At 65.2% G+C, this 26,356-nt stretch carries 23 protein-coding genes and 1 pseudogene; 15 read left to right on the top strand and 9 right to left on the bottom strand.

What is annotated here, in order from left to right; genetic code table 11:
- Positions 1-5 precede the first annotated feature (5 nt).
- Positions 6-1,211: an acetate/propionate family kinase gene (locus ACVW16_RS27255; RefSeq protein WP_456702093.1), complete on the top strand. Its 1,206-nt coding sequence runs from the start codon at positions 6-8 to the stop codon at positions 1,209-1,211.
- A gap of 194 nt (positions 1,212-1,405) precedes the next feature.
- Here ACVW16_RS27255 and ACVW16_RS27250 read toward each other — a convergent pair whose 3' ends face one another.
- Positions 1,406-2,245 (bottom strand): RMD1 family protein, encoded by an 840-nt coding sequence (locus ACVW16_RS27250; protein WP_456702092.1) that lies wholly within the window; start codon positions 2,243-2,245, stop codon positions 1,406-1,408.
- Positions 2,246-2,515: 270 nt separating this feature from the next.
- On the opposite strand from ACVW16_RS27250, the gene ACVW16_RS27245 reads away from it, so the two are divergent.
- Both ACVW16_RS27245 and ACVW16_RS27240 read left to right on the top strand, forming a co-directional pair.
- Entirely contained in the window at positions 2,516-3,091 is a 576-nt protein-coding gene (locus tag ACVW16_RS27245) for a glycosyl transferase (protein WP_456702091.1), read from the top strand.
- A gap of 61 nt (positions 3,092-3,152) precedes the next feature.
- On the top strand, positions 3,153-4,082 hold the full coding sequence (locus ACVW16_RS27240) for a bifunctional helix-turn-helix transcriptional regulator/GNAT family N-acetyltransferase (protein ID WP_456737877.1): 930 nt from the start codon (positions 3,153-3,155) through the stop codon (positions 4,080-4,082).
- Between the two features lie 207 nt (positions 4,083-4,289).
- On the opposite strand, the gene moaB is transcribed toward ACVW16_RS27240, so the two are convergent.
- Together moaB and ypfJ are read right to left on the bottom strand one after the other, a co-directional pair.
- Positions 4,290-4,853, bottom strand: coding sequence for a molybdenum cofactor biosynthesis protein B (gene moaB / locus ACVW16_RS27235; protein WP_456737876.1), 564 nt, complete (start codon positions 4,851-4,853; stop codon positions 4,290-4,292).
- 98 nt (positions 4,854-4,951) lie between these two features.
- Complete coding sequence (ypfJ, locus tag ACVW16_RS27230; RefSeq protein ID WP_456737875.1) at positions 4,952-5,893, bottom strand: KPN_02809 family neutral zinc metallopeptidase; 942 nt, start codon at positions 5,891-5,893, stop codon at positions 4,952-4,954.
- A gap of 415 nt (positions 5,894-6,308) precedes the next feature.
- Between ypfJ and ACVW16_RS27225 the strand changes: the two genes are divergently transcribed.
- Both ACVW16_RS27225 and ACVW16_RS27220 read left to right on the top strand, forming a co-directional pair.
- Positions 6,309-7,439 (top strand): DNA methyltransferase, encoded by a 1,131-nt coding sequence (locus ACVW16_RS27225; protein ID WP_456737874.1) that lies wholly within the window; start codon positions 6,309-6,311, stop codon positions 7,437-7,439.
- A gap of 146 nt (positions 7,440-7,585) precedes the next feature.
- A complete protein-coding gene (locus tag ACVW16_RS27220; RefSeq protein WP_456702086.1) occupies positions 7,586-8,266 on the top strand; it encodes a glutathione S-transferase family protein in 681 nt (226 codons plus the stop codon).
- Positions 8,267-8,328: 62 nt separating this feature from the next.
- On the opposite strand, the gene ACVW16_RS27215 is transcribed toward ACVW16_RS27220, so the two are convergent.
- Both ACVW16_RS27215 and ACVW16_RS27210 read right to left on the bottom strand, forming a co-directional pair.
- Positions 8,329-10,338, bottom strand: a complete 2,010-nt coding sequence (locus ACVW16_RS27215; RefSeq protein ID WP_456737873.1) for a HAMP domain-containing methyl-accepting chemotaxis protein — start codon at positions 10,336-10,338, stop codon at positions 8,329-8,331.
- 80 nt (positions 10,339-10,418) lie between these two features.
- Positions 10,419-10,868, bottom strand: a complete 450-nt coding sequence (locus ACVW16_RS27210; RefSeq protein ID WP_456737872.1) for a nuclear transport factor 2 family protein — start codon at positions 10,866-10,868, stop codon at positions 10,419-10,421.
- Positions 10,869-10,958: 90 nt separating this feature from the next.
- Between ACVW16_RS27210 and ACVW16_RS27205 the strand changes: the two genes are divergently transcribed.
- Positions 10,959-11,873 carry a LysR family transcriptional regulator gene (locus ACVW16_RS27205; protein ID WP_456702083.1) on the top strand — a complete coding sequence of 305 codons (915 nt, stop codon included), beginning with the start codon at positions 10,959-10,961 and terminating at the stop codon, positions 11,871-11,873.
- 30 nt (positions 11,874-11,903) lie between these two features.
- Here the strand turns inward: ACVW16_RS27205 and ACVW16_RS27200 are convergent, their stop codons facing one another.
- The gene (locus ACVW16_RS27200; protein WP_456702082.1) at positions 11,904-12,524 is read right to left on the bottom strand and encodes a glutathione S-transferase family protein; all 621 of its coding nucleotides are present in this window, start codon (positions 12,522-12,524) and stop codon (positions 11,904-11,906) included.
- Positions 12,525-12,650: 126 nt separating this feature from the next.
- Between ACVW16_RS27200 and ACVW16_RS27195 the strand changes: the two genes are divergently transcribed.
- Positions 12,651-13,928 (top strand): flavin-dependent oxidoreductase, encoded by a 1,278-nt coding sequence (locus ACVW16_RS27195; RefSeq protein ID WP_456737871.1) that lies wholly within the window; start codon positions 12,651-12,653, stop codon positions 13,926-13,928.
- 211 nt (positions 13,929-14,139) lie between these two features.
- Here the strand turns inward: ACVW16_RS27195 and ACVW16_RS27190 are convergent, their stop codons facing one another.
- Complete coding sequence (locus ACVW16_RS27190; RefSeq protein ID WP_456737870.1) at positions 14,140-14,559, bottom strand: PaaI family thioesterase; 420 nt, start codon at positions 14,557-14,559, stop codon at positions 14,140-14,142.
- Between the two features lie 52 nt (positions 14,560-14,611).
- Positions 14,612-15,725 (bottom strand): annotated as a pseudogene (mutY, locus tag ACVW16_RS27185) (A/G-specific adenine glycosylase).
- Between the two features lie 201 nt (positions 15,726-15,926).
- On the opposite strand from mutY, the gene ACVW16_RS27180 reads away from it, so the two are divergent.
- The 8 genes from ACVW16_RS27180 to ACVW16_RS27145 all read left to right on the top strand — a co-directional run bounded on the left by ACVW16_RS27180 (position 15,927) and on the right by ACVW16_RS27145 (position 25,597).
- Complete coding sequence (locus ACVW16_RS27180) at positions 15,927-16,436, top strand: DUF721 domain-containing protein (RefSeq protein WP_456737869.1); 510 nt, start codon at positions 15,927-15,929, stop codon at positions 16,434-16,436.
- A 126-nt stretch (positions 16,437-16,562) separates the two neighbouring features.
- Positions 16,563-17,219, top strand: coding sequence for a DsbA family protein (locus ACVW16_RS27175; RefSeq protein ID WP_456702078.1), 657 nt, complete (start codon positions 16,563-16,565; stop codon positions 17,217-17,219).
- 216 nt (positions 17,220-17,435) lie between these two features.
- Entirely contained in the window at positions 17,436-20,900 is a 3,465-nt protein-coding gene (gene smc / locus ACVW16_RS27170) for a chromosome segregation protein SMC (RefSeq protein ID WP_456738462.1), read from the top strand.
- 58 nt (positions 20,901-20,958) lie between these two features.
- Positions 20,959-21,936 carry a small ribosomal subunit Rsm22 family protein gene (locus ACVW16_RS27165; protein ID WP_456802526.1) on the top strand — a complete coding sequence of 326 codons (978 nt, stop codon included), beginning with the start codon at positions 20,959-20,961 and terminating at the stop codon, positions 21,934-21,936.
- Positions 21,937-22,070: 134 nt separating this feature from the next.
- Positions 22,071-22,631: a LemA family protein gene (locus ACVW16_RS27160; protein WP_456737866.1), complete on the top strand. Its 561-nt coding sequence runs from the start codon at positions 22,071-22,073 to the stop codon at positions 22,629-22,631.
- Positions 22,632-22,663: 32 nt separating this feature from the next.
- Positions 22,664-23,923: a M48 family metalloprotease gene (locus ACVW16_RS27155; RefSeq protein ID WP_456737865.1), complete on the top strand. Its 1,260-nt coding sequence runs from the start codon at positions 22,664-22,666 to the stop codon at positions 23,921-23,923.
- Between the two features lie 192 nt (positions 23,924-24,115).
- Entirely contained in the window at positions 24,116-24,868 is a 753-nt protein-coding gene (locus tag ACVW16_RS27150) for a P-loop NTPase family protein (protein ID WP_092227416.1), read from the top strand.
- Positions 24,869-24,928: 60 nt separating this feature from the next.
- On the top strand, positions 24,929-25,597 hold the full coding sequence (locus tag ACVW16_RS27145) for a hypothetical protein (RefSeq protein WP_456702073.1): 669 nt from the start codon (positions 24,929-24,931) through the stop codon (positions 25,595-25,597).
- 214 nt (positions 25,598-25,811) lie between these two features.
- Here the strand turns inward: ACVW16_RS27145 and ACVW16_RS27140 are convergent, their stop codons facing one another.
- Positions 25,812-26,351: an adenine phosphoribosyltransferase gene (locus ACVW16_RS27140; RefSeq protein WP_092227414.1), complete on the bottom strand. Its 540-nt coding sequence runs from the start codon at positions 26,349-26,351 to the stop codon at positions 25,812-25,814.
- Positions 26,352-26,356: the final 5 nt, after the last annotated feature.

Genomic DNA, 26,356 nt, shown 5'->3' with positions numbered 1-26,356 from the left:
GCGCCATGTCCGATCTGGTCCTCGTCCTCAACGCAGGCTCGTCGAGCATCAAGTTCGGCCTGTTCGAGATCGTGCGATGCGAGCCCTCACTGCTTTGCAAGGGCCTGCTCGATGAGCATGAAACCAGGCCGCGACTGGTGGCGAAGAGCCCAACGGGCGAGACGCTGTTCGAGAAGCAACGCACGGCATCGGATGATGACGGCGGCCGTCTGTTCGCTGATGTGCTCGCCTTCATCGAGGACCGTTTCGGCGAAGCTTCCTTGCGGGCCTTAGGTCACCGCATCGTCCATGGTGGTCCGGACTATTCGGGTCCTGTGACCCTGACCGACCAGGTCTATGCCCGGCTGGACGCGCTCACGCCGCTTGCGCCGCTACATCAGCCGCGTTGCCTTGCACCGGTCCGTGCCATCAGGGCGATCCGCCCCTCCCTGATGCAGATCGCCTGCTTCGACACCGCCTTCCATCACGGCCTGACGCCGCCCGCGAGCCGCTTCGCGATTCCGAAGCGCCATGAGGCGCGCGGGCTGCGACGCTACGGCTTTCATGGGCTCTCCTTCGAATATGTCGCGGGCAGGCTCGCGGACATCGCGCCGGAGCTTGCCGCCGAGCGCATCGTGATTGCCCATCTCGGCAATGGCGCGAGTCTCTGCGCACTTCGCGATGGCTGCAGCCTCGACACCACGATGGGATTGACGCCGCTCGACGGCCTGGTGATGGGCACCCGCTGCGGCACGATCGATCCCGGCGTGCTGCTCTATCTGCTGCAGCACGAAAGGATGTCAGCCGAGGATTTGCAGCACCTGCTCTACCACGAGTCAGGCCTGCTCGGCGTCTCCGGTCTCTCCGCGGACATGCGCACGCTGCTCGCAAGCAGCGAGTCCGGAGCACGAGAAGCCGTCGATCTCTTCACCTTCCGTGCGGCGCAGGAGATCGCGGTGATGGCGAACACGCTCGGCGGACTGGACGGTCTCGTCTTCACCGGCGGCATCGGCGAGCACGCGAAGGAGATCCGCAGCGCGATCGGCGAACGGCTTGGGTGGCTCGGGCTGCGCATCGATGATGCGGCGAATGATCAGGGGCGCGAACGCATCAGCGACGAATACAGCGCGGTCGACGTGTTCGTGATCCCGACCAACGAAGAGCTGGCAATCGCGCGGCATTGCGTTGCAGTGCTGCGGTCGACGGACGCTGCAAGCACATTCGTGAGATGATACGATGGGCAGCCGCAGAGTTCGGCTTTGCCCGGCGGGGAGAGCGGGTTGCGCAGCAATGCGAGTGATGGGACGCGCAATTCAGCGACTCCGTAACCCCTCACCCGGATCGCATCTTACGATGCGATCCGACCTCTCCCTGCGGAAGAGGTGAACCGCGTCCTCGGCTTGCAGCGCCACCAAACTCGCCTCGCTCAGTGAATCCCTTCAAAAATCTGGAAACACCCGATCGCCACCTCGATCACGATCAGCACGACCACTGCAATCTCGAGCCGCAGCGAGCGCTGGGTGTCGATGATATCGGTCAGCGCATCGGCCGTCTCCGCGATGACGGTGATCTTGCGCTCGAGCGTGTCGAGACGCTCCTTCAACTCGTATTCGTCTTCGAGCCGCGCGTAGAGGCGGTCGAGTTGCGGCTTCTCCCAGAGCGCATCGGGCTTCTCGGCAACAGCGACGCGGCCGGCGACCCGCTGCTGGACCAGCAGCGCATTGCCGATCAGTTGCAGAATGCCCTTCCGCCGCCGCGAGGTCCGCCCCTTCTCGGCGAGTTCCCGCGCGAAGGGCTCGATGACATCGAAGACGGCAGCGACACGCCGCTCGTCGCGCGCCAGCGAGGTGCTCTTGGCCAGCGCGTCGGCGATCAGCAGCAGCCGTTCGTCGGAAAACTTGGCGAGGCAGATCGGCCCGCCCGGCTGGATCGCCTCGGCGTTTTCGTCCTTGCAGAGCTGCGCCTGCGCGGTTTCCTCCTCGATAGGGCTGAACTCGCCGGTGATACGGGACTTCAGGCCGTCGAGCAGAACCTTCTCCTCGGAGGGAAGCAGGCCGATCAGCACCACGACGCCATAGCGGAAGATCACCACAAGGCCGGCATGGACGCGAAAGGCGGCGGGCGTCGAGGACACCAGCGTGCCGAGTTCGAGGTTCGACGCGTTGATGCGTTCGCCCAGCATCACGGCGCGGATCCGCAAGGTCGGCGCGACGTCCGGCTTCGGCGATGTTGGCGTGGTGCCAACGGGAAGTTGATCGGCGTTCATAGACACATCTTGCTCAGCGCAGTGGCGTCCTCACCCTGATGATATCGGCCGAGAAAGGCGCAGTTTGAAGGTCACGAACACTGGATTTGCCGAAACATTCGGCAACATCGCCACCCCACGCGCGACACATTCAGCTGCGATAGACGAGCGGCCGTTCACCATCGCACGCCGAACTGCCCGCGGAAAGTTGCGCTCGGCAACGCCGCGTGTTTATGACAAGATCATAACAAGTTACGCTTCTCCCGAAGTGCGGACATCGAAGCCTCAATCATGCTGAGCGTCATCATACCGACCGAAGGCGTCGAACAGACGGCGGTCGCAACTCTCGCCGCGCTGGTACCCGGCGCGGCGACCGGCATCGTCAAGGAAGTTCTGCTGGTCGACGGCACCGGCAATGGCGTCATCGAGCGCGTCGCCGACGTCGCGGGCTGCCGGTTCATCGGCTGCGAGGGATCTTCGCAAGGCGCAGCGCTTGCCGCCGGCGCGCTCCAGGCCCGCTCGCCCTGGCTGATGTTCCTTCCCGCCGGGGCCGTGCTGGAAACCGGCTGGATCGAGGAGACCACCCAGTTCATCCAGGCGGTCGCGGCCAGCGGCCGGGATCGTGCGGCCGTGTTCCGCTACGCCCGCTCGCCTTACGCCGATACCGACTTCGGCGACTTTCTGCGCGCCGTGGCGCGCAAGCTGATCGGCCCGCTCGGCGACCAGGGGCTTTTGATCGCGCGTGATCATTACGACCGGATCGGGGGCTATCCGCCGCAGGCCCATCGTTCCGAGGCCAAGCTGCTCAGACGGCTCGGCCGTTCCTCCCGGACGCTGCTGCGCAGCCGGATCGTCATGGTGGGATGAGCGCATCAACACTTGCCAAAGTCAAATAGTTGCTTGACAATGGCAAGTATCGAGGTGTCTCATGGCAAATGACGGTATCGACGACCAGATCGCGGCAATTCGCGCCTTCAACCGCTTCTATACCCGCAAGCTCGGTGTGCTCGACCAGCATCTTGGAAGGAGCGCGTTTTCTCTCAGCGAGGCTCGCGTCATCTACGAGCTGGCGCATCGCGACGACGTTTCGGCGAAGGAGATCGGCAACGAGCTCGGTCTCGATCCCGGCTATCTCAGCCGCATCGTCCAAAACTTCGAGGAAAAGGGGCTCATCACGCGACGGCCCCTCCCTGTGGATCGCAGGCAATACCAGCTCAGCCTCACCGCCAAGGGCCGCCAGGCCTTCGCCGAGCTGAACCTGAGCTCGCAAAACGAGGTCGCCGCGATGCTGGCCCGGCTTCCGGCCGGCGATGCAACGCGGCTCACGCAGGCCATGGCGACCATCGAGACGGTTTTGGAGCAACGTCGAAGCCAACCCGCTTCCGTCGTGCTGCGCAGCCATCGCGTCGGTGACATGGGCTGGGTCATCTCCAAGCAGGGCGCCGCCTATGCTGCTGACTACGGTTGGGACATCAGCTACGAGGCACTGGTCGCCGAGATCTGCGCAGAGTTCATCAAGAAATACGACGCCGCGCGCGAGCACTGCTGGATCGCGGAAGTCGGCGGCGAGCCGGTCGGCTCGATCTTCCTGGTGAAGGCGACCGGGGAGATCGCCAAGCTCCGGCTGTTGCAGGTGGAGAAGAATGCACGCGGCCTCGGCGTCGGCCGCGCGCTGGTCGAGCAATGCATCCAGGGCGCGCGCGAGCGCGGCTACAGCAGGATGACGCTTTGGACGCAGAGCATTCTGGTGGCGGCACGCAGCATCTACAAGAGCGCCGGCTTCGAGCTGGTCGCGTCCAAGCCGCATCACAGTTTTGGGCACGATCTGATGGGCGAGACGTGGGAAATGGATCTGTAGCTGCGCGATGCCCGGCGCACTCTGGTAGGATGGGTTAGCGTCACGACGGCGCGAAGCGCGGTCGCGATGCGTAACCCGCCTCTTTGGTTTCGGCGGTGACGGAAGTGGCGGGTTACGCCCCGGCGGTCTGCGCTTCGCGAGCCGCAGGGCTACCCCACCCTACGATGCCCAGCGCTTGGTTGCGAATGATGCTCGCCGCCAGCGCGCCTACACCGTCGCACCCTGCGCTTTCGGCCTTCGCAGATGCTCGTCCAGCCGCGGCATGATCTCGACGAAATTGCAGGGGCGCGTGCGGTAGTCGAGTTGTGCCGCGAGGATGCCGTCCCAACCGTCACGGCAAGCGCCCGGCGAGCCAGGCAGGCAGAAGATGTAGGTCGCAGCCGTCACGCCGGCGGTGGCGCGGCTCTGGATCGTCGAGGTGCCGATCTTGGCGTGGCTCAGCATGTGGAAGGCGATTGAGAAACCGTCCATGCGCTTCTCGAACAGCGGCTCGACTGCCTCGGGCGTGACGTCGCGCCCGGTGAAGCCGGTGCCGCCGGTGGTGATGACGACGTCGACGCCGGCATCCGCGATCCAGCGGCGGATGACGACGCGGATCGCCTCGACATCGTCGGTGACGATCTCGCGCGCAGCAAGATGATGGCCGGCCGTGGTGAGCCGATCGGCGAGCGTCTGGCCGGATTTGTCATCCGCAAGCGCACGCGTGTCGGAGACGGTGAGCACCGCGATGTTGAGCGGGATGAACTGCTTGGATTCGTCGATCGAGGCCATTGCAACATACCTTTCCTCCCACCCAGCGCCGTCATCCCGGGACGAACGCACTTGCGTTCGCCCCGGGATGACGCCACTGCGTCCGGGCACGAGACCGGCTACTGCCCGCCGCCGCCGAACGTGTTACAGGCCTGCAGCGTGCCCTGCTGATAGCCGGTCATGAACCACTGCTTGCGCTGCGCGGCCGAGCCGTGGGTGAAGGAGTCAGGCACCACGCGTCCCGTGGCCTGGCGCTGCAGCGTATCGTCGCCGATCGCGCTCGCTGTGGTCAGGGCGGCATCGATGTCGCCGGCCTCGAGGAAGTTCGGGCGCTTCTTCGCCTCGCGATTGACCCAGACGCCGGACAGACAATCGGCCTGGAGCTCGACCTTCACCTGCAGCGCATTCGACTCGGCCTTGCTGCCGGCCTGCTGCTGCAGCCGCGTCACTTTCGGAATGATGCCGAGCAGGTTCTGGATGTGATGGCCGGCCTCATGCGCGATGATGTAGGCGGTGGTGAAATTGCACGCCGACTTGCCGGAGCAGCCGTGGAAGCGCGTCTCGACCTCGCGGAAGAACGAGGTGTCGAGGAAGATGGTACGATCAGGCGGGCAGTAGAACGGCCCCATCGCCGACTCGGCCCGGCCGCAGCGGCCGCCATTGGTGACGTTGCGGAACAGCACGACCTTCGGACCGGTGTAGGACTGCCCGCTGGCCTGGAAGATCTCGCTCCAGCGATCGTCGATCTCGCCGAGGATGCCCGAGATCATGCTGCCCATCTCGTCGGTCGGCGCGCCGCGCTTGGCCTGGCTCGACGGACGGTCGCTCTGGTAGCTCGGCGCCTGGCCGCCGCCGGTGAGGATCTCGGCGCCGCCAATCAGGATGCGCGGATCGATTCCGAAGGCATAGCCGACCAGGCCGAGCACGATGATGGTGCCGATGCCGAGACCGCCGCCGCCCATCGGCAGGCCAAACCCGCCGCCACCGCCGCCAATTCCTCCGCCACCATCGTCGCGACGATCCTCGATGTCGTCGCTGCGGCGGAAATCATCGTAGCGCATGGCGGGCTTCCCTTAAGATCGGCAATGATACGGCGTGGGCACGCGGAAACGCAAAAACCTCAACGCGTCACATAGCTAAAATTTCCATTGTGTTAATCAATATCCCGCTCGGCAATTATTGCCTAGTGCGGCAGCCTGCGACGCCAGCAATTTTTTCCGAGGGCCAAGCATTTTTTTCCGAGAGAATTTTGGAGCGATCGGCAGATTCAACCACGCCCGCAACGCGAAGAAATACGAAACACACTATGAAATACGGCAAATGCGTTCAGCTTCTCGCGTGCAACACGCGATGCGGGGCCTGCTCGCGAAAGCAGCGAGTTAAGCCGATTTTTACTTTGCGGCTTCATTGTAACGGTCAGTCGGTTGTTTGGTCCCGCGTCGCCGACAGCGTCGCCTGAGTCAGAGTTCTTGAGTCATGGTAGTGTCGCGTCGCGGGGCGTCTGCAAAGGCGCCCCGCACAAATTTTGAGTCTCCGTCGCACAGCATCGTCATCGGTGATTGCGTCGCCGAGATGTCGAAGCTCCAGGCCGGCTCGGTCGATCTCGTGTTCGCCGATCCGCCCTACAATCTCCAGCTCAAGGGCGACCTCAAGCGGCCCGACGAGTCCCACGTCGACGCCGTCAACGACGACTGGGACAAGTTCGATTCCTTCTCCGCCTATGACGATTTCACGCGCGCCTGGCTGCTGGCCGCGCGCCGCGCGATGAAGCCGTCGGCGACGATCTGGGTGATCGGCTCCTATCACAACATCTTCCGCGTCGGCGCGATCATGCAGGACCTCGGCTTCTGGCTCCTGAACGACATCGTCTGGCGCAAGTCGAACCCGATGCCGAATTTCCGCGGCCGCCGTTTCACCAACGCGCACGAAACCATGATCTGGGCCGCGCGCGACGAGAAGGCCAAGGGCTACACCTTCAACTACGAGGCGCTGAAAGCCGCCAACGAGGACGTGCAGGCACGTTCCGACTGGCTGATCCCGCTCTGCACCGGTGAGGAGCGCCTCAAGGGCGCCGACGGCAAGAAAGTGCATCCGACGCAGAAGCCGGAAGGCCTGCTCGCACGCGTACTGCTGTCATCGTCCAGGCCCGGCGATCTCGTGATCGATCCCTTCAACGGCACCGGCACCACCGGCGCCGTCGCCAAGCGCCTCGGCCGCTCCTATATCGGCTTCGAGCGCGACAAGACCTATGCGAAGGCCGCCGAAGCGCGCATCGCCGCGGTCGAGCCGCTACCGGAAGAAAGCCTCGCCCCGTTCATGACCGCGCGCGAAGCGCCTCGCGTGGCGTTCTCCGAGCTGATCGAGCGCGGCATGATCATGCCCGGCACGAAACTGTTCGACGCCAAGAAGAAGCTCGGCGCATTGGTTCGTGCCGACGGCGCCATCATGTTCGGCGACAAGGTCGGCTCGATCCACCGCATGGGCGCGGTGGCGCAAGGCGCGCAGGCCTGCAACGGCTGGACCTTCTGGCACGTCGAGACCAAGAAGGGGCTCAAGCTGATCGACGAGCTCCGCGCCGAGATCCGCGCCGGCATGGCGGCGGAATAGCGACGCTCCCCCTACGGCACCTGCCAGGACGCGAGCTGGTCTGCGCCGCGCGCAGAGACCGTACGGCAATCTCGCCGGTTGCGTCCCTTGACAAGGTTCGGGCATGAGAGGGCCGCCCGTGACCACCAGAACTGGGGAGACGCCAGATGCTCAAATTCTATTTCAACGGATCGCCGAACCCGACCAAGGTCGCGCTCTTCCTCGAGGAGGCCGGGCTGGCGTACGAGCCGGTGAAGATCGACACCCGCAAGGGCGAGCAGTTCACGCCTGATTATCTGAAGATCAATCCGAACGCCAAGGTGCCGGCGATCGACGACAACGGCACGATCGTGTTCGATTCCAACGCGATCCTGCTCTATCTCGCCGAGAAGACCGGCAAGTTCCTGCCCGCCAACCGCGCCGAGCTGCTGTCCTGGCTGATGTTCGTGGCCACGGGCGTTGGGCCGTATTCGGGCCAGGCGGTGCACTTCAAGCATTTTGCGCCAAAGGACCAGAACCACGACTACGCCCATAACCGCTACCAGTACGAGACCGATCGCCATTACAAAATACTCGACGGTCACCTCAATGCGCGCAGCTACATGGTCGGTGACGCCTACTCCATCGTCGACATGGCGCTGTGGGGCTGGGCACGGATGGTGCCGTTCAAGCTCGGCGACGACGCCTTTGCGCGCTACCCGAACGTGAAGCGGCTGATCGACGGGATCTCGGCGCGGCCGGCCGCCGGCCGCGCGCTCGCGCTGAAGGACAAGTTCGCCTTCAAGGCCGAGATGGACGACGAGGCGCGCGCCAACATGTTCAAGCACATGACGGCGAAACTGGCCTGATCACATCGCGTCACGATGAAAGGCCACGCGCACGCGCTGGCCTTTTCGTTGTTGATTGAGCTTCAGGCGACGCGGACCGAGTTCAGGAATTTTGCGACCTCGACCTTCAGCCGGTTGCTGTCCGTAGACAGCGAGCGCGCCGCCGTGAGCACTTGCGAGGAGGCCGAGCCGGTCTCGGTCGCACCGCGCTGGACGTCACCGATATTGGTCGCGACACGCTGGGTGCCATGGGCCGCCTGCTGGACGTTGCGGGAGATCTCCTGCGTGGCGGCGCCCTGCTCCTCCACAGCGGCGGCGACGGCCGATGAGATTTCCGAGAGACGCTCGATGGTGCCGCTGATCTCGCGAATCGAACCGACGGACTCCTCCGTGGCGGCCTGAATGCCGGAGACCTGCTGGGCGATCTCGCCGGTGGCCTTTGCGGTCTGCTCGGCCAGCGCCTTCACTTCGGAAGCGACCACGGCAAAGCCGCGGCCGGCTTCGCCGGCGCGCGCCGCCTCGATGGTGGCGTTGAGCGCCAAGAGATTGGTCTGGCCGGCGATGGTGCTGATCAGCTCCACAACGTCGCCGATGCGGGCGGCCGCCTTGGAGAGCTCGCCGACGCGGGCATTGGTCTTGGTCGCCTGCCCCACGGCCTCGCTGGCGATGCGCGCCGATTCCTGGACCTGACGCGCGATCTCGCTCACGGAGGAGGACAGCTCTTCGGTGGCGGAGGCAACGGCGTGGACGTTGGCGGTGGCTTCCTGCGAGGCGGAGGCGACGTCCGTCGAGAGATCCTGGGCGCGGGTCGCGGTCGCGGTCAGCGTCCCGGCGGAGACTTCGAGCTCGCTCGAGGCCGACGACACGGTGTCGACGATCTCTCCGACCGCCTGCTCGAACTGGTCGGCGAGCCGGACCATGTCTTTCTTGCGATCCTCGGCCTGCCGCGCCTCGGCCTCGGTCTGCTCATGCCGCAGCCGCTCGGTGTCGATCATGTTGGTCTTGAACACGTCGATCGCCTTGGCCATGTCGCCGATCTCGTCCCTGTTGCCGCGCCCGGGAATCTCGACCGCGAGATCGCCGCCGGCGAGACGCCCCATCGCGCGCGTCATCGCGGTCAGGGGCCCGACGATGCTGCGGGCGATCAGGAAGGCGACGATCGCGCCGAACAGAACGGCGAGACCGCCTGCCGCCTCCTGAATCCATGTCGTGCGGGCGATCACGCCGGCGGCGATCGTCCGCGTGTTCTGGGACTCGGCCGTGAGTTCGGAATCCGCCACCTTGAGCTTGTCGATACTTGCGGCGATCAGGGGCGCGATGTTGTTGCGGAAAGTCTCGTCGGCCACAAGGATCGCGGCGGACGTCGCCTCGAACGCCGCCTGGTAGGCGGTCAGCGAGGTCTTCACCGGGGCGAGCGCGGACTTGACCTGCTCGGGCAGACTGGCCTCCTGGAGCGCCGTGATCCGTTGCTGCGCCCTCTCGGTATTGGCTCTGAAGGTCGAGGTTGCCTTGGAATCGCGCATGGCGAGGAAGCGCCAGCTCGCGAGACGAGCTTGCAATATCTTGGATTCGAGGTCGCCAACGGGCCCCGTGATCTCAGTATCGTGGGTTCCATGGGCCGCGATGACCAGCTTGCCGGCGTTGGCGTTGAGTTCCTCGCCACCTGGCAGCAGGGCGGCCTTGCCTTTCGTCGTCTCCTTGACCGCGGCGCCCATGCGCTCGCGCAGCGACTGCAGCTTGGTGATATCGCCGATCAAACCATCGTAGATCTTGCGCCGCTCCTCCGAGAACGACTCCGCCGATTGCGCTTTCAGCAACGCGACCGTCTCCGCCTCGTGTTCTGCGGCCTCCTTGAAGGCGGGCTCGTTGGCATCGTAGATATAGCGCAGATTGGCCCGCTGCAGCGCCTGGAGATGGATCGATATCTCCCGAACGCGCGCTGCATGGTCCGAGAAAGCCGACATTCTCGCGACCTGGTCCTGGACGGCCCGAAGGTTCCAGACCGCAACCAGGGCCATGACCAGCCCCACCGCGGCAAGAGCCGTAAACCCGGCGTAAAGACGTCCCCTGATCCTCAAACGAATGCCCGGCATGATGCCGCCCCCAAGAAGTCGAGCAGCCGAACGCCCCCACGGCGACTCGCGCTCCGCGGCAGCACCATGAAGTACACTTGTTAATGGTATCCTTCCTGATCGGGCCGGGCTTGCGGGAACCGGCCCAGCGCCGTCTCGGTCAGGACCGAGTCGCAGTATTCGCGGATCTCCTTGATCTTGCCGTCCTCCAGGCGGAACACGAGGCAATAGTCGTTGTCGTAGCGGACGCCCTCGGGCGTGACGTTGTCGCCCTTGGCCTCGACCACGACGATGTCGCCGTCGGCGATGAAGCGCTCGGCGATCGTGCGCGTGCGGTCGCGCAGGCGGGAGCGGACATAGCCGTGCAGATCGTTGAGGATCGCGTCCTTGCCCGCGAAGGTTCGCGACCAGGAATACTGACCGGTGACGATCCATTTGGCGTCGTCGGCGAGGCTTGCGGTGAACAGCGCGCGATCGCGCGCCGACGGATCGGGGTCGGCGGCGGCGGCGAAAATATCCTGCATCAGTTTCTTGTTGGCGTTCGCGCTCATGGCGGCATCTCCTGAAGTGGCAACCCGGAGAACATCACTGCGCGACGAGAATTCTGCAAATCGATAGTAGATATGATATCTATTCACCTCATGAATTTGAATTCGCTCGACCTCAATCTGTTGACCGCGCTCGACGCGCTGCTGCGCGAGGCCAATGTCAGCCGTGCCGCCATGCGCATCTCGCTGTCGCAGCCGGCAACGAGCCATGCGCTGCAGCGCCTGCGCGACATCTTCGGCGATCCGCTGCTGGTACGTACCGGCGCGCGGATGGAGCTGACGCCGCGGGCGCAAGCGCTGCGCGCGCCGCTGGCGCAGGCGCTCGACCAGGTGCGCGGGCTGTTCGTGCCTGACGAGTTCGACGCCGCGCGCAGCGAACGGCCCTTCCGTCTGATGATGCCTGACCTCGCGGTGGAACTATTGATGCCGCCGTTGATGGAGAAGGTCACGCGCCTTGCGCCCAACGTCCGCATCGACGTCGTGCCGTGGCGGGGACCGGCGATCTTCCACGCCGAGTTCGCCCGCACCATCGACCTCGTGATCTCGATCGGCAACGCCTTCAAGGGCTTTCACCGCCAGCTGCTCTACACCGACAGCGACGCATTGGCGGTGCGACGCGGCCATCGGCTTGCGCCAAAGCTGAAGCGCCGCGAGACGTTCCTCGCTGCGCGCCATGTCGGCGTGGTCATCCGCGGCAATGCTGAGGATCTGATCGACACCTGGCTGCGCAGCAAAGGCATCGAGCGGCATGTCTCGCTGGTGGTGCCGAGCTATCTCGAAGCGCTGCACGTCGCCGCGCGCACCGACCTCGTCGCCTTCGTGCCGCGCCGGCTGATCACGGCGCTGGCGAAGCAGCTCGGGCTGGTCACCGTGACGCCGCCGCTCGATCCCGGCATCGACGAGCAGTTCATGTTCCACCCGACGCGGGCGCAGATGGATCCCGGCTCGATCTGGTTGCGGCGGCTGATGCTCGAGACGGGACGGGAGCTGGACAAGAAGGGCGCGTAGGGTGGATTCCACCCTACGAGACCTGCGCTCTCACGCCTTCTGCGCGTCCATCACCTTGCGCACGGCGCGCCGGTCCGACATGCGCTTGAAGTGATCCGCGATCTTCGGGGTGGCGTTGATGTCGACGCCGTCGCCCTCGAGCCAGGTCGAGAGCGTGTAGAGATAGGGGTCGCAGACGGTGAACTGATCGCCCATCACCCAGGGCCCCCTGAACATCCTCTGCTCGATCAGGGAGAAGCAGGCGCCCATGGTCTTCGGCACCATCGCCTTCATATCGGCGAACGAGCTTTCCTGCGTCGCCCAGCGCGCGCCGCGTAACTTGTGGGCATGGTTGATATGAACGGTCGAGCAGAGGTAGGAGTTGAACGACTGCGCCTGCGCAAACTCGAAGGGATCGTCGAGCGGCGCGAGTTTCGCCTTGGGGAAGATTTGCGCGATGTAGGCCAGCATCGCCGGCGTCTCGGTGAGGACGCCGCGGTCCGTCACAAGGGCCGGCACGCGGCCCTTCGGATTGATGGCGAGATATTCAGGGCTGTTCTGCTGGTTGTCCTTGAAGCTCAGCCGTTCAGCCGTGTAGTCCGCGCCGACTTCTTCCAGGGTGATGTAGGTGGCGAGCGCACAGGTGCCGGTGGCGTAGTAGAGCTTGAGCATGTCGAACCTCATGGGAAAGCCGGAAGTTAACGGCTGTGGACCATCAGGTCCATAGCACGGCTGCTCTTCGCAGTTGCCCACCGCCGCCCGCCTGTGCCAAGACGCCTGCTATCGGAGGGGTTTGTCATGACGGTACTCATCGCCGGCGGCGGCATCGGCGGGCTGACGCTTGCGCTCAGCCTGCATGGAATCGGCGTTCCCGTGAAAGTGTTCGAGAGCGTGGCCGCGCTGAAGCCGCTCGGCGTCGGCATCAACGTGCTGCCGCATGCGGTGCGCGAGCTGATCGAGCTCGGCCTGATGGACAAGCTCGATGCCAGCGGCGTGCGCACCCGCGAGCTCGCTTATTTCTCCAAGCACGGCAAGCCGATCTGGAGCGAGCCGCGCGGGCTGGAAGCCGGCTACAAATGGCCGCAATTCTCGATCCATCGCGGCACGCTGCAACAGCTGCTGCTCGATACCGCGGTCGAGCGGCTCGGCCGCGACAATATCCTCACCAGCCATCATCTGGCCGGCTGGACCGAGACGGCCAATGGCGTGCGCGCCGACTTCGTCGACCGGGCAACCGGCAAACCTGCCGGCACCTGCGACGGCGCGATCATGGTCGCCGCCGACGGCATCCATTCCGCCGCGCGAGAAAAACTCTATCCCGACGAGGGACCGCCGATCTGGAACGGCCGCATCCTCTGGCGCGGCGTGACGCCGTCAAAGGCCTTCCTCACCGGCCGCACCATGATCATGGCCGGCCATGAGATCCTGAAATTCGTCTGCTACCCGATTTCCAAGGAACCGGACGCATCAGGCAATCATCTGATCAACTGGGTCGCCGAGCGCCACATGCCGCCGACCTACCAGTGGCGGCGCGAGGACTATAACCGCACCGCGCGGCTGGACGAGTTCCTGCCCTGGTTCGAGAGCTGGCAGTTCGACTGGCTCGACGTGCCCGGCCTGATCAGGAACTGCCCGCACGCCTATGAATATCCGCTGGTTGATCGCGATCCGGTGTCGCAATGGACCTTCGGCAAGGTCACGCTGATGGGCGATGCCGCGCATCCAATGTACCCGATCGGCTCGAACGGCGCCTCGCAGGCGATCCTCGATGCCCGCACCATCACCCGCGAGATCCTGGCGCACGGCCCGACACAGGCGGCGCTGCAAGCCTATGAGGCCGAGCGACGGCCGGCAACCACTGATCTCGTGCTGCTCAACCGCAGGAACGGCCCGGAGCAGGTGATGCAGCTCGTCGAGGAACGCGCGCCCGACGGCTTTGAAAACGTCACCGACGTGCTGTCGCAAAAGGAGCTGGAAGACATCGCCGCCAACTACAAGCGCGTCGCGGGCTTCCAGGTCGAAGCGCTGAATGCGACACCGCCGATCGTGAGCAAGGACGCGCGCGTGGGGGTGTGAGTTTTCTGCACGGAGCGAGATGCGAGTTGATGCGCCCTCGCCCCTTGTGGGAGAGGGCAGCGACGCTGGTGGACGCAGGCTCACTTGGGTGAGGGGTTGCCTCCAATGACGCGCTTGCATTTGAGCTTGCTGAAGCAACCCCTCATCCGGCGCTTCGCACCGCCTTCTCCCAGGAGGGGAGAAGGAAGTGGAGCGCGTGACTAGCTCTCAGTCACTTCACCACCCGCGCCGCCTCCAGCAACCGCTCGCTCGCGCTCGCCGTCGCCAGCACCGTGCCGTCCTCCGCCATCAGCCTGGCCTCGACGAACGCAATCGTCTTGCCCAGCTGCGTCACCTTGGCCTCACCGATGATCGGTCCGGGCGTTGCAGGCCCGAGAAAGTTCACGGTCATGCTGATGGTCGTGGTGTAGAGCCGGCCCTCGCTCATCACCAGCACGGCCGGGCCCATCGTGTCATCGAGCATGGCGGAAAGCATGCCGCCCTGGATGAAGCCGGCGGGGTTGCAGAACTCAGGCTTGCCCTCGAAGCCGAGCCTGATCCAGCCGTCCTCGGGACGGGCATCGAGCAGGCGCCATCCGAGCAGCTCGGCGCAAGGCGGCCTCTTGAAATTGTCGAGCGCAGTCTTGACCATTGGCAGCTTCCGTTTCGCGCGCTGATAGCGCAGCGCTGCTGCCAGCGTGTTGTCAGGACGATCGACCCGACGACAGCGCGTGCGCAATCACCTTGCGCATGACGTTGGGCAGCGCCTCGTCTGCCAACGTCGCGATCGGCACCCAGCGCATGCCCTCGGGCGCGCGGGTGCGCGCTTCGGCCTTCGCGGTGTAGACCACGAGCTCGAGCGGGAAATGCGTGAAGACGTGGGCAACCACGCCGACCTTGCGCTGCCAGCGCGACAATCCCTTCAGTTGAGGCGCCTGCTGTTTTGCCGCCACGTCATCTTGTTCGACGCGCCATTCCGAGCCGGGCACTTCCGTCATGCCACCGAGCAAGCCCCTTTCAGGCCTCGAGCGGACCAGCAGTTCGTCGCCGCGTGTGACGACGAAGGCAGCGCCACGCCGCAACGTCCCCGCCCTTCTTCGGCGCCTTGCGTGGAAACGTCTCCTGCGTTCCCAGCGCGCGCGCCGTACAATCAGCAGTGAACGGACACAACGCGCAGGCCGGCTTCCTCGGCGTGCAGATCGAGGCGCCCAGATCCATCAGCGCCTGCGCACTGTCGCCGGCGCGGGAGTTCGCCAGCAGCGTTGCCGCCAGTTGCCGGATCAGTGGCTTCGCCTGCGGCAGCTCTTCCTCGACCGCAAACAGGCGCGACACCACCCGCTCGATATTACCGTCGACAGGCATGGTGTGGCGATCGAACGCGATCGCCGCAATCGCTGCCGCGGTGTAAGGACCGATGCCCGGTAGCGCACGCAGCCCCTCCTCCGTATCGGGAAAGACACCGCCGTGCTCGCGCGTCACCGCCACCGCACAGGCATAAAGATTGCGCGCGCGCGAATAATAGCCGAGCCCGGCCCACATCCGCAGCACCTCGTCCAGCGAGGCGTTTCCCAACGCCATCACCTCAGGCCAGCGCGCGACGAATTTTTCGAAGTAAGGGCCGACCGCCTTCACCGTGGTCTGCTGGAGCATGATTTCGGAGAGCCAGACGCGATAGGGATCGGACGTTTCCCCGGGCGCCGCGCGCCAGGGGAGCTTGCGGCGATGACGGTCGTACCAGGCGAGCAGCAGTGCGGGGCGGGCCGAAACTCCCGACAGAACTGGTTCCGACTTTGCCTTGAGGGCGGATTTCGGGCTCATGCTGTTACTGTAGCGACCTGATACCGATCTCTCCACGTCACGCGCGCGCTTGTCGCGGGCATCCACGTCTTTCTTCGCAGGAAGAACGTGGATGGCCGGGCCTCCGCCTCGCCGAAGCGGCTTCGGCCGCGCAGGCGGCACAAAGCCCGGCCATGACAGCGAAGCGCATGCGGCCAAACCGCTAAAGTGCTATAAAGGCCCATGTCCAAATTCGGCTCCAAATTCGGCCCCATCTTCAAACCCGGCCCCGTCAGCGCCAAGCCGCTCGGCATCCTGCTCAATGACGTCTTTGCCGAGGCCTACGCCAAGCAGGGTTTTGCCGCGCGCGAGCTGGTGACGCGGTGGGAGCAGATTGCTGGACCGGAGATCGCCGCCCATGCCGAGCCGCTGAAGATGCAATGGCCCCGGCCGGTCGAGGGCCAGCCGCAGGAGCCGGCGACGCTGGTGCTGCGGGTCGAGGGCCCGATGGCGCTGGAGATCCAGCATTCCGCCGACGTGATCCTGGAGCGGGTCAACCGTTTCTTCGGCTGGAGCGCCGTCGGCAAGCTCGCCTTCCGCCAGGCCCCGCTGTCGCGTCCGCGGCGCCCGGTGCGGCCCGGGCCGCCGGACCCCAAAGCCGTCGCCAAGGTGGCGGAAAGCCTGGGGGACATCGAAGATGAAGAACTGAAGACGGCGCTGGCGCGGCTCGGAGCCGCCATCAAGCGAAATTGAGCCTCATTCCCTGGCTAATCTGGACCCGTCCTTGCCGCTCGCCATTGCCTCAAACCACGTTTCGAGCTAGCGACAGGCCGCCCGGATGGGAACTTCGGGCAAGACCAGCCAATTCGGGAGCCGACCTTGATCCTCACCCGCCGCGCCTTCACCACGATGCTGTCGCTGACCGGTCTTGCCGCGCTCGCCGGGCTGTCGCCGCTGCGGTTCATCTCGGAAGCAATGGCGCAGTCCGCGGCCGACGTTGCCAAGCCGGTGTCGCTCCCCGACATGGCGCTGGGTCCGAAGGACGCCGCCGTCACCGTCACCGAATACGCCTCGATGACCTGCCCGCACTGCGCGGCCTTCAATGAGCAAGTGTTCCCCAAGATCAAGTCGGAGTACATCGACACCGGCAAGATCCGTTACGTCTTCCGCGAGTTCCCGCTCGACATCAAAGCCGCCGCCGGCTCGATGCTGTCGCGCTGCATCGCCAAGGACGACGCGGCCAAGTACTTTGCGGTGACCGACATGCTGTTCCGCCAGCAGAGCGACTGGGTGGTGAAGAACACCACGGAGACGCTGACGCGGATCGGCAAGCAGGCCGGCCTCACCCAGCAGCAGGTCGAAGCCTGCCTGAAGGACCAGTCGCTGCTCGACAAGATCGCCGCCGACCAGAAATATGCCAGCGACGTGTTGAAGGTCGATTCGACGCCGACCTTCTTCATCAACGGCGAGAAGATCAAAGGCGAGGCCTCGTTCGAGGAGTTCGCGAAGAAGATCAACCCGCTGCTGAAGAGCTGATTCGCTCGTCAAGATCCTGATTCGCATCTCGAAAGCCGTATCTTCCCCGGCATAAATCCCTTGGGAAAAGCGGCTTTCGCCGGTTGCCCTCGCGGCACACCGCGGCCATTGTCCGCCGCATGAGGCGCCCCGCGCGACTCGCCCAGACAGCGACATTGCCTTTCATGGTATTGTCCAGGCAGGGGGATTCGCGCCTGCCAACAGAGATGCGTGCTTATGAAAATCACCCGCCTGCGCCTTCACGGCTTCAAGTCTTTCGTTGAGCCCACGGACTTCGTCATCGAGCCGGGCCTCACCGGCGTGGTCGGCCCCAACGGTTGCGGCAAGTCGAATCTGGTCGAAGCGCTGCGCTGGGCGATGGGTGAAACCTCGTACAAGAGCTTGCGCGCCGCCGACATGGACGCGGTGATCTTCGCCGGCTCCGGCAACCGTCCGGCGCGCAACCACGCCGAAGTGACGATGACGATCGACAATGCCGATCGCACCGCGCCGGCGGCGATGAACGACAGCCAGATTCTCGAAATCTCCCGCCGCATCGAGCGCGAAGCCGGTTCGGTGTACCGCATCAACGGCCGCGACGTGCGCGCCCGCGACGTGCAGATCCTGTTCGCGGATGCCGCGACCGGCGCACGTTCACCGGCCCTGGTCCACCAGGGCAAGATCGGCGAGATCATCCAGGCCAAGCCCGAGCAGCGCCGCCGCGTGCTGGAAGACGCTGCCGGCGTCGCCGGCCTGCACGCCCGCCGCCACGAGGCCGAGCTGCGGCTGAAGGCGGCCGAGACCAACCTCACCCGCGTCGAGGACGTGATCGGCCAGCTCTCGGGGCAAATGGAAGGCCTGAAGAAGCAGGCCCGCCAGGCCGTGCGCTATCGCGAGGTCGCGGCCAAGGTCCGCAAGGCCGAAGCCACGCTGTTCCATCTGCGCTGGATCGGCGCGCATGCCGACGTCAACGAGTCAGGCCACACCCATGATCTCGCCGTGCGCGAGATGGCTGAGCGCACCCAGCACCAGGCCGAAGCCGCCCGCATCCAGGCGATCCGCGCCGCCGAAATGCCGGCGCTGCGCGATGCCGAAGCGCGCGCCGCCGCAGGCCTTCAGCGCCTGACCAATGCCCGCGAGCTGCTCGACCGCGAGGAAGAGCGCGCCAAGGAGCGCGTCGCCGAGCTCGAGCGCCGCCTCGCCCAGTTCGAAGGCGACATCTCCCGTGCTCAGCAACAAACCATGGACGCCGACGTCGCGCTGCAGCGGCTCGACACCGAAGACGCCGAGCTGAAGGAAGAGATCAAGTCGCGCGTCGAGAAGCGCTCCGGCGTCGACGAGCGCGTCGGCGAAGCCGAGGCGGTGCTGAGCGAAACCGAACAGCAATTCGCCGAGCTCACCACCGCGCTCGCCGACCTCACCGCCAAGCGCAACCAGTTAGAGGCCAACGTCCGCACCCACCGCGACAAGCTCTCCCGTCTCGACCAGGAGATCGCGAATGTCGCAGCGGAAGAGCAGAAGCTGGCCGCCGACACCGGCGGCTTTGGTGACCTCGACGAGCTGACCGCCATGGTCGAGACCGCCGAGCAGACCCTTGCGGCATCCGAAGCCGCGGCCCAGGCGAGCGAGGCCGCACATGTCGCCGCGCGGCAGGCGCTGGAATCCTCGCGCTCGCCGCTGGTCGAAGCCGACAAGCGCGTGCAGCGGCTCGATACCGAAGCGCGCACGATCTCCAAGATCGTCAACGGCGAGACCAAGAATCTGTGGCCGCCGATCATCGACGGCATCACCGTCGACAAGGGTTTTGAAAAGGCGATCGGCGCAGCCCTCGGCGATGATCTCGACGCGCCGGTCGATCCCTCGGCGCCGATGCGCTGGACCAACGCCGGCGTCACCGAGGGCGATCCGGAGCTGCCCGAAGGCGTCACCCCGCTCGCAAAGCACGTACAGGCGCCCGCCGAGCTGACACGCCGCCTGGCGCAGATCGGCGTCGTGCCGCGCGAGCGTGGTGCCGAGCTGGTTTCGCAGCTCAAGACCGGCCAGCGGCTGGTCTCGCCCGAGGGCGACGTCTGGCGCTGGGACGGCTTTGTCGCCGCCGCCCACGCCCCGACCGGGGCCGCACGGCGCCTTGCCGAACGCGCCCGCCTCGTCGACATCGAGAACGAGCTGGAGCAGGCCCGCATCGACGCGCAGATCAAGCGTCAGGCGCTTGAAAATGCCGAGTCCGAATTGCAGATGGCCGCGAGCACCGAAGGCGCTTCCCGCGAAGCCTGGCGCGCCGCGCAGCGCGAGCTGAACGTCGCGCGCGAGCGCCATGCCAACGCGGAGCGCGAGATCAGCCGTCATGCCGCGCGCAAGGCGACGCTGTCGGAAGCGCACAGCCGGCTCGCCGCCGACCGGGCCGAAGCCGAGGCCGCCTATGAATACGCCGAGGCCGGCATCAGCGAGCTGCCCTCGAGCGAGGACACCGAAACCCGTCTCGCCGCCGTCCGCAGCGACATCGAAGGCCAGCGCCGCATCGCAGCCCAGGTCCGCGCCGAAGCGCAGGCCCTGGCGCGCGAGGCCGAGCTGGCCGACCGCCGTGTCCAGGCGATCCTCGCGGAGCGCACCGAGTGGCAGAACCGCAAGGAAAGCGCGGCCTCCCACATCGACACCATCCAGGCGCGTATCGCCGAGCTCACGATCGAGCGCAGCGAACTCGAAAACGCGCCCGCTGTCTTTGCTGAAAAGCGCAGCGCGCTGATCACCGAGATCGAATACGCCGAGAACGACCGCCGCATGGCCGCCGACGCGCTCGCCACTGCGGAGACCGCGATGGCCGAGACCGATCGCGTCGCCAAGCTGACGCTCGAAGCGCTCTCCAGCTCCCGCGAGGCCACGGCGCGGGCCGAGGAGCGCATGGAAAGCGCGCGGCGCCGGCTCGAGGACATCGAGCGCGAGATCCGCGACATGCTCGAAGTCGAGCCGCAGGCCGTCGCCGGCCTTGCCGAGATCGAGCCCGGCGCCGAGCTGCCGCCGCTGCATGACATCGAGGAGGACCTCGAAAAGATGCGCCGCGACCGCGAGCGCCTGGGCGCCGTCAATTTGCGCGCCGAGGAAGAGCTGCGGGAGGTCGAGACCCAGCACACCGGCCTGGTCACCGAGCGTGATGACCTCGTCGAGGCCATCAAGCGGCTGCGCCAGGGCATCCAGAGCCTCAACAAGGAGGCGCGCGAGCGGCTGCTGACCTCGTTCGAGGTCGTCAACAACCATTTCAAGCGCCTGTTCGTCGAGCTGTTCGGCGGCGGCGAGGCCGCGCTGCATCTGATCGAGAGCGACGATCCGCTCGAAGCCGGTCTCGAAATCATCGCCAAGCCGCCGGGCAAGAAGCCGCAGACGCTGTCGCTGCTTTCGGGCGGTGAGCAGGCCCTGACGGCGATGGCGCTGATCTTCGCGGTGTTCTTGACCAACCCCTCGCCGATCTGCGTGCTGGACGAAGTCGACGCGCCGCTCGACGATCATAACGTCGAACGGTACTGCAACCTGCTGCACGAGATGACCAGCTCGACCGACACGCGCTTCGTCATCATCACGCACAACCCGATCACGATGGCGCGGATGAACCGGCTGTTCGGTGTCACCATGGCCGAGCGCGGCGTCTCCCAGCTCGTCTCGGTGAGCCTGTCCGAGGCCGTGGACATTCTCGACCAGAACGTGGCGTGATATCTCTGCCGTCATTCCGATCCTCGCGACGCGAGCACCCGGATGACGGTAGGCCAACATGATCGCACCCACCCTCCCCACCGAACTCAAGGCCGCGCTCGAGGCCAGGCTGCAGGGTTTTTCGCGCAACGACGCAGCGCAGCGCTCGCAGAAGATCTCGACCACCTATCGCGCCGGTGGCGGCTCCGGCACGATCAAGTCCGAAGCTGATGCCCTCGCTTATGCGCTGGCGCGGATGCCGGCAACCTACGCCGCCGTCGCCGCAAGCCTGAGCGCGTTCGCCGAAATCGCGCCAGACTTCGCGCCGGAAACCCTGCTCGACGTCGGCGCGGGTCCGGGCACCGCAAGCTGGGCTGCCGCAGAGGCGTTTTCGTCGCTGCGGGATTTCACCCTGCTCGACGCCAACGCCACACTGAGCCGGCTCGCGCTCGAACTCGCGCAGGACAGCACGCGCCTGTCGGATTGCCGCTATCTGCCCGGCGATGCAGTCACGAGCCTCGCCGAGGCCTCGCAAGCCGATCTCGTCGTCGCGAGCTACGTCATCGGCGAGCTCGGCGAGAGCGACCAGCGCAAGCTTACGGAGACAATGTGGGCCAAAGCGCGCCACGCGTTGGTCGTGATCGAGCCCGGCACGCCCGCCGGCTATGCCCGCATCCTCGCGCTGCGCCAACACCTGATCGCGGCAGGCGCCCATGTCGCGGCGCCCTGCCCGCACGAAAAGCCCTGCCCGCTCGTCGCGCCCGACTGGTGCCATTTCAATCAGCGCCTGCCGCGTTCGCAGGCGCATCGCCAGATCAAGGGCGCCGAGGTGCCGTTCGAGGACGAGCGCTTCATCTATGTCGCGCTGACTCGCTCCGCGCCGACAATCCGCGCCGCACGCGTGCTGGCGCCGCCCGATGTCGGCAAGGCCGAGATCACGGCAAAACTCTGCACCGGCCACGGTGTCGAACTCGCCAAGGTCCCGCGGCGCGACAAGGCTGCCTATGCGGGCGCACGGCGGTGGCGCTGGGGCGACGCCGTCCTGTCCGAAAGTTAACGTCGTTGCCCGCTTTTCCCTTGAACTCGGATGGCGCCCGATCCGACCAAGTCTTACCTTCCCTCCGCGCGGGGCTCTTCCCGGGCCCATTTTAGTTTAGGCTGTCCGCTCCAATTTCCTTCCAGGAGTTCTCCATGTCGACCGGCTGGATCGTTCTCGGCGTCATCGTCGTCCTCGTGCTGTTCGCCTTCAGCGCCTACAACCGGCTGGTGGCGCTGGGACAGCGCGTCGACCAGGCCTTTGCCGATGTCGACGTCCAACTCAAGCAGCGTCATGACCTGATACCGAACCTGGTCGAGACGGTGAAGGGTTATGCGGCGCACGAGCGCGGCACGCTCGACGACGTCATCAAGGCGCGCAATTCGGCGATGTCGGCACAAGGGCCGGCGCAGGTGTCCGCCGCGGAGAACCAGCTCTCCGGCGCGCTGGGGCGGCTGATCGCGCTGTCGGAGGCCTATCCCGACCTCAAGGCCAACGCCAATTTCCAGCAGCTCGCATCCGAGCTCTCCGACCTCGAGAACAAGATCGCGGCGAGCCGCCGTTTCTTCAACAACGCGGTCCAGGAATACAACACCGGCATCCAGCAGATGCCGGCCGCGCTGTTCGCCGGAATGTTCGGCTTCACCAGGAAGGACTTCTTCGATCTCGGCGCCAGCCGCACCGAAGTCGAGGCTGCGCCCCAGGTGAAATTCTGATCTGAGCCGATCGGCCGGCAGGACAACGCGTCATGGCCGCGTATGGTCTCTACACGCACATCGCCTCGAACAAGTTACGTTCGATGCTGCTGCTCGCCGGCCTGTTCGCGCTGGTCTATGTGCTGGTTTATGCCGGCGCATTGGTCGCCGAGGTCGTCATCAACGGCAACCAGACCGTCGCCTATTATCTGAGCCGCGCCTTCCACGACCTCATCGTCGCCCTCCCCTTTGCGACGGCTGGCGCGATCGCCTGGATCGTCATCGCCTATTTCTTCCACCAGTCGATGATCGACGCGGTGACCGGCGGCCGTGACGTGACCAGGCAGGAGGAGCCGCGGCTCTACAATCTGCTGGAAAATCTCTGCATCTCGCGCGGCATCACCATGCCGAAGCTGAAGATCATGGACTCTCCGGCGCTGAACGCTTTCGCGACCGGCCTCAATCCGCGGCAATATGCCGTCACCGTCACCACAGGCCTCCTGAAGGCGCTGAACGACCAGGAGATCGAGGCGGTGCTCGGCCACGAGCTGACCCACATCAGGAACGGCGACGTGCAGCTGATGGTGGTCGCCGTGATTATCGCCGGCGTGGTCGGCTTCTTCGGCGAATTGTTCTTCCGCCTGTTCACCAATCTGAGCTGGAGCTCCGGCGGCGGCTCGTGGTCGTCAGGTTCTTCCTCCTCATCGTCGTCCCGCTCGTCCTCGTCGTCGAACGACAACAAGAATTCCGGCGGCGGCGCGATCATCGTGATCATCATCGCTGTCGTGCTGATCGTGGTGGCCTGGCTCGTATCGCAGGTGGTCAAGCTCGCGCTGTCGCGCTCGCGCGAATATCTCGCCGATGCGGGGTCGGTCGAGCTGACCAAAAACCCTGACGCCATGATCTCCGCGCTGCGCAAGATCGAAGGCCGTGGCGAACTACCGGGCGCGACCTCCGCGGTGATGGAGATGTGCCTGGACAATCCGCGCGAAGGCTTTTCGGATCTGTTCGCGACCCACCCGTCGGTGCAGTCCCGCGTCGACGCGCTGGTCAAATTCGCCGGCGGCCATGATCCCGGTCCGCTGCCACCGCCATCCGATGACGATGAGACGGAACAGTCCGCCGCGGATCAATCGGAGGCGCAGGCCGATCAACGGGACGCCCCGCCGCCGCTGCCACAGGGACCGTGGAACGATGCAGGCAGCCGGGCCACGCCACCGCCCGTGCCGGCGCCGGGCGCTTCCGGAACTGCGGCCGGCAATCCGTTCGGCAATCCTTCCAGCAACACCATGGGTCCTTGGGGTCGCCACTGAGCGTGAATCTTCTGCAATTTGCAGCGAAATCACAGCGCCCGAGAAAAACTCCGGGAATTGCAGCTACTGCGTGCCGCAGGATTTGAATTCTCCCTTGTTTCTGCCATGTTCGCGCCCAACAGCAGACTCGGGACACCGATTTGGGCCCGGCCGATTGCAATCTCGCGATCGGGGGCGCGTGAGGGGACAGCGATGGCAAAGCCGGCAGTGGTGGTGGTGGGCGCGGACAAGGGCGGGGTCGGCAAGACCACGGTGTCACGTACCTTGCTCGATTATTTTTCCGCCAACAACGTGCCGACGCGCGCCTTCGATACGGAGTCGCCGCGGGGAACGCTGAAACGCTTCCACCCTGACATCACCGAGATCGTCGACATGACGACGACCGCGGACCAGATGAAGATCTTTGACACGCTCAACGCTGTCAGCCCTTCCGTCACCGTGATCGACGTGCGCGCCGGCCTGCTCTCGCCCGCGCTCGCCTCGCTGCGCGACATCGGCTTCCTCGACGCCGCCAAAGCCGGGCAGATCACTTTCGCCGTGTTCCACATCCTCGGACCCTCGATCGCCTCGCTCGAGGAAATCGCGGAGACGGCCGGCTTCATGTCCGGTGCGAAATATTTCCTGGTGAAGAACTTCATCAACGACACCCAGTTCTTCCAGTGGGACCAGGCGACCTACAATTCCTACTTCCACCGCATCAAGGACGCGACCGAGCTGACCATTCCGAAGCTCAACGAAATGGCCTATGAACAGGTCGAGGTGTCCTCGGTGCCGTTCCTGAAATTCGTCGCCAACAAGGGCATCCAGGACGAGGCAGCGAACTACTCCTTCGTGCTGCGCGGCTATGTCCGGCACTGGCTGGCCAACGTCTGGAGCGAATTCGACCGCATCCGCCTCACCGACATCGTCGGCTCGAAACCCGTCACCCGCAACAGCGAAAAATAGTTGCGAAGGCCGGGCTGATACGGCTGGATTGGGCGGTGACTTGGCCTGATATAGCAGCCGATGCCAGCGACACCCGTTTACATCATCTGCTCGCCCCGCCCGCAGGTCGGCAAGACGCTGCTGGCGCGGCTATTGAGTGAATTCCTGCTGCTCAAGAACGGCAACGTCGCCGCCTTCGACGTCAATCTGAAGGAGCCGTCGCTGCTCGATTACCTGCCGAAGGTCACTGAAACCGCTGATGTGATCGATACCTACGGCAAGATGCAGCTGATGGACCGCGTCATCGTCGATGACGGTCTCGCCAAGGTCATCGACCTCGGCTTCCACGCCTTCGACGAGTTCTTCAAGATGACGGACGAGATCGGCCTGCTGAAGGAGGCGGCGCGCCGGCATGTCGCGCCTCAGATCCTGTTCGTCGCCGAAACCGACCGCGTCTCGGCCCGCGCCCATGAGATGCTGCGCGGGCAGATCCCGCGGATGAACCTGATCACCGTCGACAACGAGTTCGTCATTCGCGGCGAGCTGCCACCCGCGATGGAAGGCGGCCGCCTGTTCCGCCTGCCCGCGCTGCCCGGCTTCCTCAAAACCTATATCGACCGCCTGAGCTTCTCCTTCACCGGCTATCTGCGCCAGGAGAAGGATTCCTCGACCGAGTTGCACCAGTGGATCCGGCGGAATTACCTCGCCTTCCGCGAGCTCGAGCTCAGCCTGATCCTGCAGCGGCCCTGAATATTTTATCCGGGTGATATTTACACCGACCGTCCCTCGCGCAGCCTCCAGGCCGCCTGAAACGCTCATGGCAACGCCGGCCCGACATTCGGCCAATGCGAGCGTCTGGAGGACGAGGAGAGCGGTTATCTCAGGAACGCGCTGCTGAAGCAACGCAGGGCACAACTGGCGGGCCGAGCTGAAGGCCGAAGCGATCGGCGATCGCCACGATTTCTCAATGCCCTTCGAACGTCATCAGCGTGCGCACCGGCACGTCCATGGCGCGCAGCTTGGCGGCGCCGCCGAGGTCGGGCAGGTCGATGATGAAGCAGGCGGCCACGACATTGGCGCCGATCTGGCGCAGCAGCTTCACCGCGCCTTCCGCGGTGCCGCCGGTGGCAATGAGATCGTCGACGAGGATGACGCGCTCGCCGGGCTGGATCGCGTCGATGTGCATCTCCATCTCGTCGATGCCGTATTCGAGCGAATAAGCGATCCGCACGGTGGTGTGCGGCAGCTTCCCTTTCTTGCGGATCGGCACGAAGCCGGCCGAGAGCTGATGCGCCACGGCGCCGCCGATGATGAAGCCGCGCGCCTCCATGCCGGCAACCTTGTCGATCTTGTTGCCGGCCCACGGATTGACCAGCTCGTCGACCGCACGACGGAAGGCGCGCGCATCCGCGAGCAACGTCGTGATGTCGCGGAACATGATCCCCGGCTTGGGATAATCGGCGATGGTGCGGACGCTCGCCTTCAAATCGTGCTCAAAGGTCATTGGTG

The sequence above is a fragment of the Bradyrhizobium sp. USDA 4474 genome (assembly GCF_054057515.1).
The sequence above is the reverse complement of the archived record's forward strand: the minus strand, read 5'-3'. Positions and strand labels throughout refer to the sequence as shown.

Coding starts and splice junctions, on each gene's coding strand:
- ACVW16_RS27255 (WP_456702093.1), top strand. CDS start 6: ATGTCCGATCTGGTCCTCGTCCTCAACGCAGGCTCGTCGAGCATCAAG.
- ACVW16_RS27250 (WP_456702092.1), bottom strand. CDS start 2,245: ATGAACGCCGATCAACTTCCCGTTGGCACCACGCCAACATCGCCGAAG.
- ACVW16_RS27245 (WP_456702091.1), top strand. CDS start 2,516: ATGCTGAGCGTCATCATACCGACCGAAGGCGTCGAACAGACGGCGGTC.
- ACVW16_RS27240 (WP_456737877.1), top strand. CDS start 3,153: ATGGCAAATGACGGTATCGACGACCAGATCGCGGCAATTCGCGCCTTC.
- moaB (WP_456737876.1), bottom strand. CDS start 4,853: ATGGCCTCGATCGACGAATCCAAGCAGTTCATCCCGCTCAACATCGCG.
- ypfJ (WP_456737875.1), bottom strand. CDS start 5,893: ATGCGCTACGATGATTTCCGCCGCAGCGACGACATCGAGGATCGTCGC.
- ACVW16_RS27225 (WP_456737874.1), top strand. CDS start 6,309: ATGGTAGTGTCGCGTCGCGGGGCGTCTGCAAAGGCGCCCCGCACAAAT.
- ACVW16_RS27220 (WP_456702086.1), top strand. CDS start 7,586: ATGCTCAAATTCTATTTCAACGGATCGCCGAACCCGACCAAGGTCGCG.
- ACVW16_RS27215 (WP_456737873.1), bottom strand. CDS start 10,338: ATGCCGGGCATTCGTTTGAGGATCAGGGGACGTCTTTACGCCGGGTTT.
- ACVW16_RS27210 (WP_456737872.1), bottom strand. CDS start 10,868: ATGAGCGCGAACGCCAACAAGAAACTGATGCAGGATATTTTCGCCGCC.
- ACVW16_RS27205 (WP_456702083.1), top strand. CDS start 10,959: ATGAATTTGAATTCGCTCGACCTCAATCTGTTGACCGCGCTCGACGCG.
- ACVW16_RS27200 (WP_456702082.1), bottom strand. CDS start 12,524: ATGCTCAAGCTCTACTACGCCACCGGCACCTGTGCGCTCGCCACCTAC.
- ACVW16_RS27195 (WP_456737871.1), top strand. CDS start 12,651: ATGACGGTACTCATCGCCGGCGGCGGCATCGGCGGGCTGACGCTTGCG.
- ACVW16_RS27190 (WP_456737870.1), bottom strand. CDS start 14,559: ATGGTCAAGACTGCGCTCGACAATTTCAAGAGGCCGCCTTGCGCCGAG.
- ACVW16_RS27180 (WP_456737869.1), top strand. CDS start 15,927: ATGTCCAAATTCGGCTCCAAATTCGGCCCCATCTTCAAACCCGGCCCC.
- smc (WP_456738462.1), top strand. CDS start 17,436: ATGAAAATCACCCGCCTGCGCCTTCACGGCTTCAAGTCTTTCGTTGAG.
- ACVW16_RS27165 (WP_456802526.1), top strand. CDS start 20,959: ATGATCGCACCCACCCTCCCCACCGAACTCAAGGCCGCGCTCGAGGCC.
- ACVW16_RS27160 (WP_456737866.1), top strand. CDS start 22,071: ATGTCGACCGGCTGGATCGTTCTCGGCGTCATCGTCGTCCTCGTGCTG.
- ACVW16_RS27155 (WP_456737865.1), top strand. CDS start 22,664: ATGGCCGCGTATGGTCTCTACACGCACATCGCCTCGAACAAGTTACGT.
- ACVW16_RS27150 (WP_092227416.1), top strand. CDS start 24,116: ATGGCAAAGCCGGCAGTGGTGGTGGTGGGCGCGGACAAGGGCGGGGTC.
- ACVW16_RS27145 (WP_456702073.1), top strand. CDS start 24,929: ATGCCAGCGACACCCGTTTACATCATCTGCTCGCCCCGCCCGCAGGTC.
- ACVW16_RS27140 (WP_092227414.1), bottom strand. CDS start 26,351: ATGACCTTTGAGCACGATTTGAAGGCGAGCGTCCGCACCATCGCCGAT.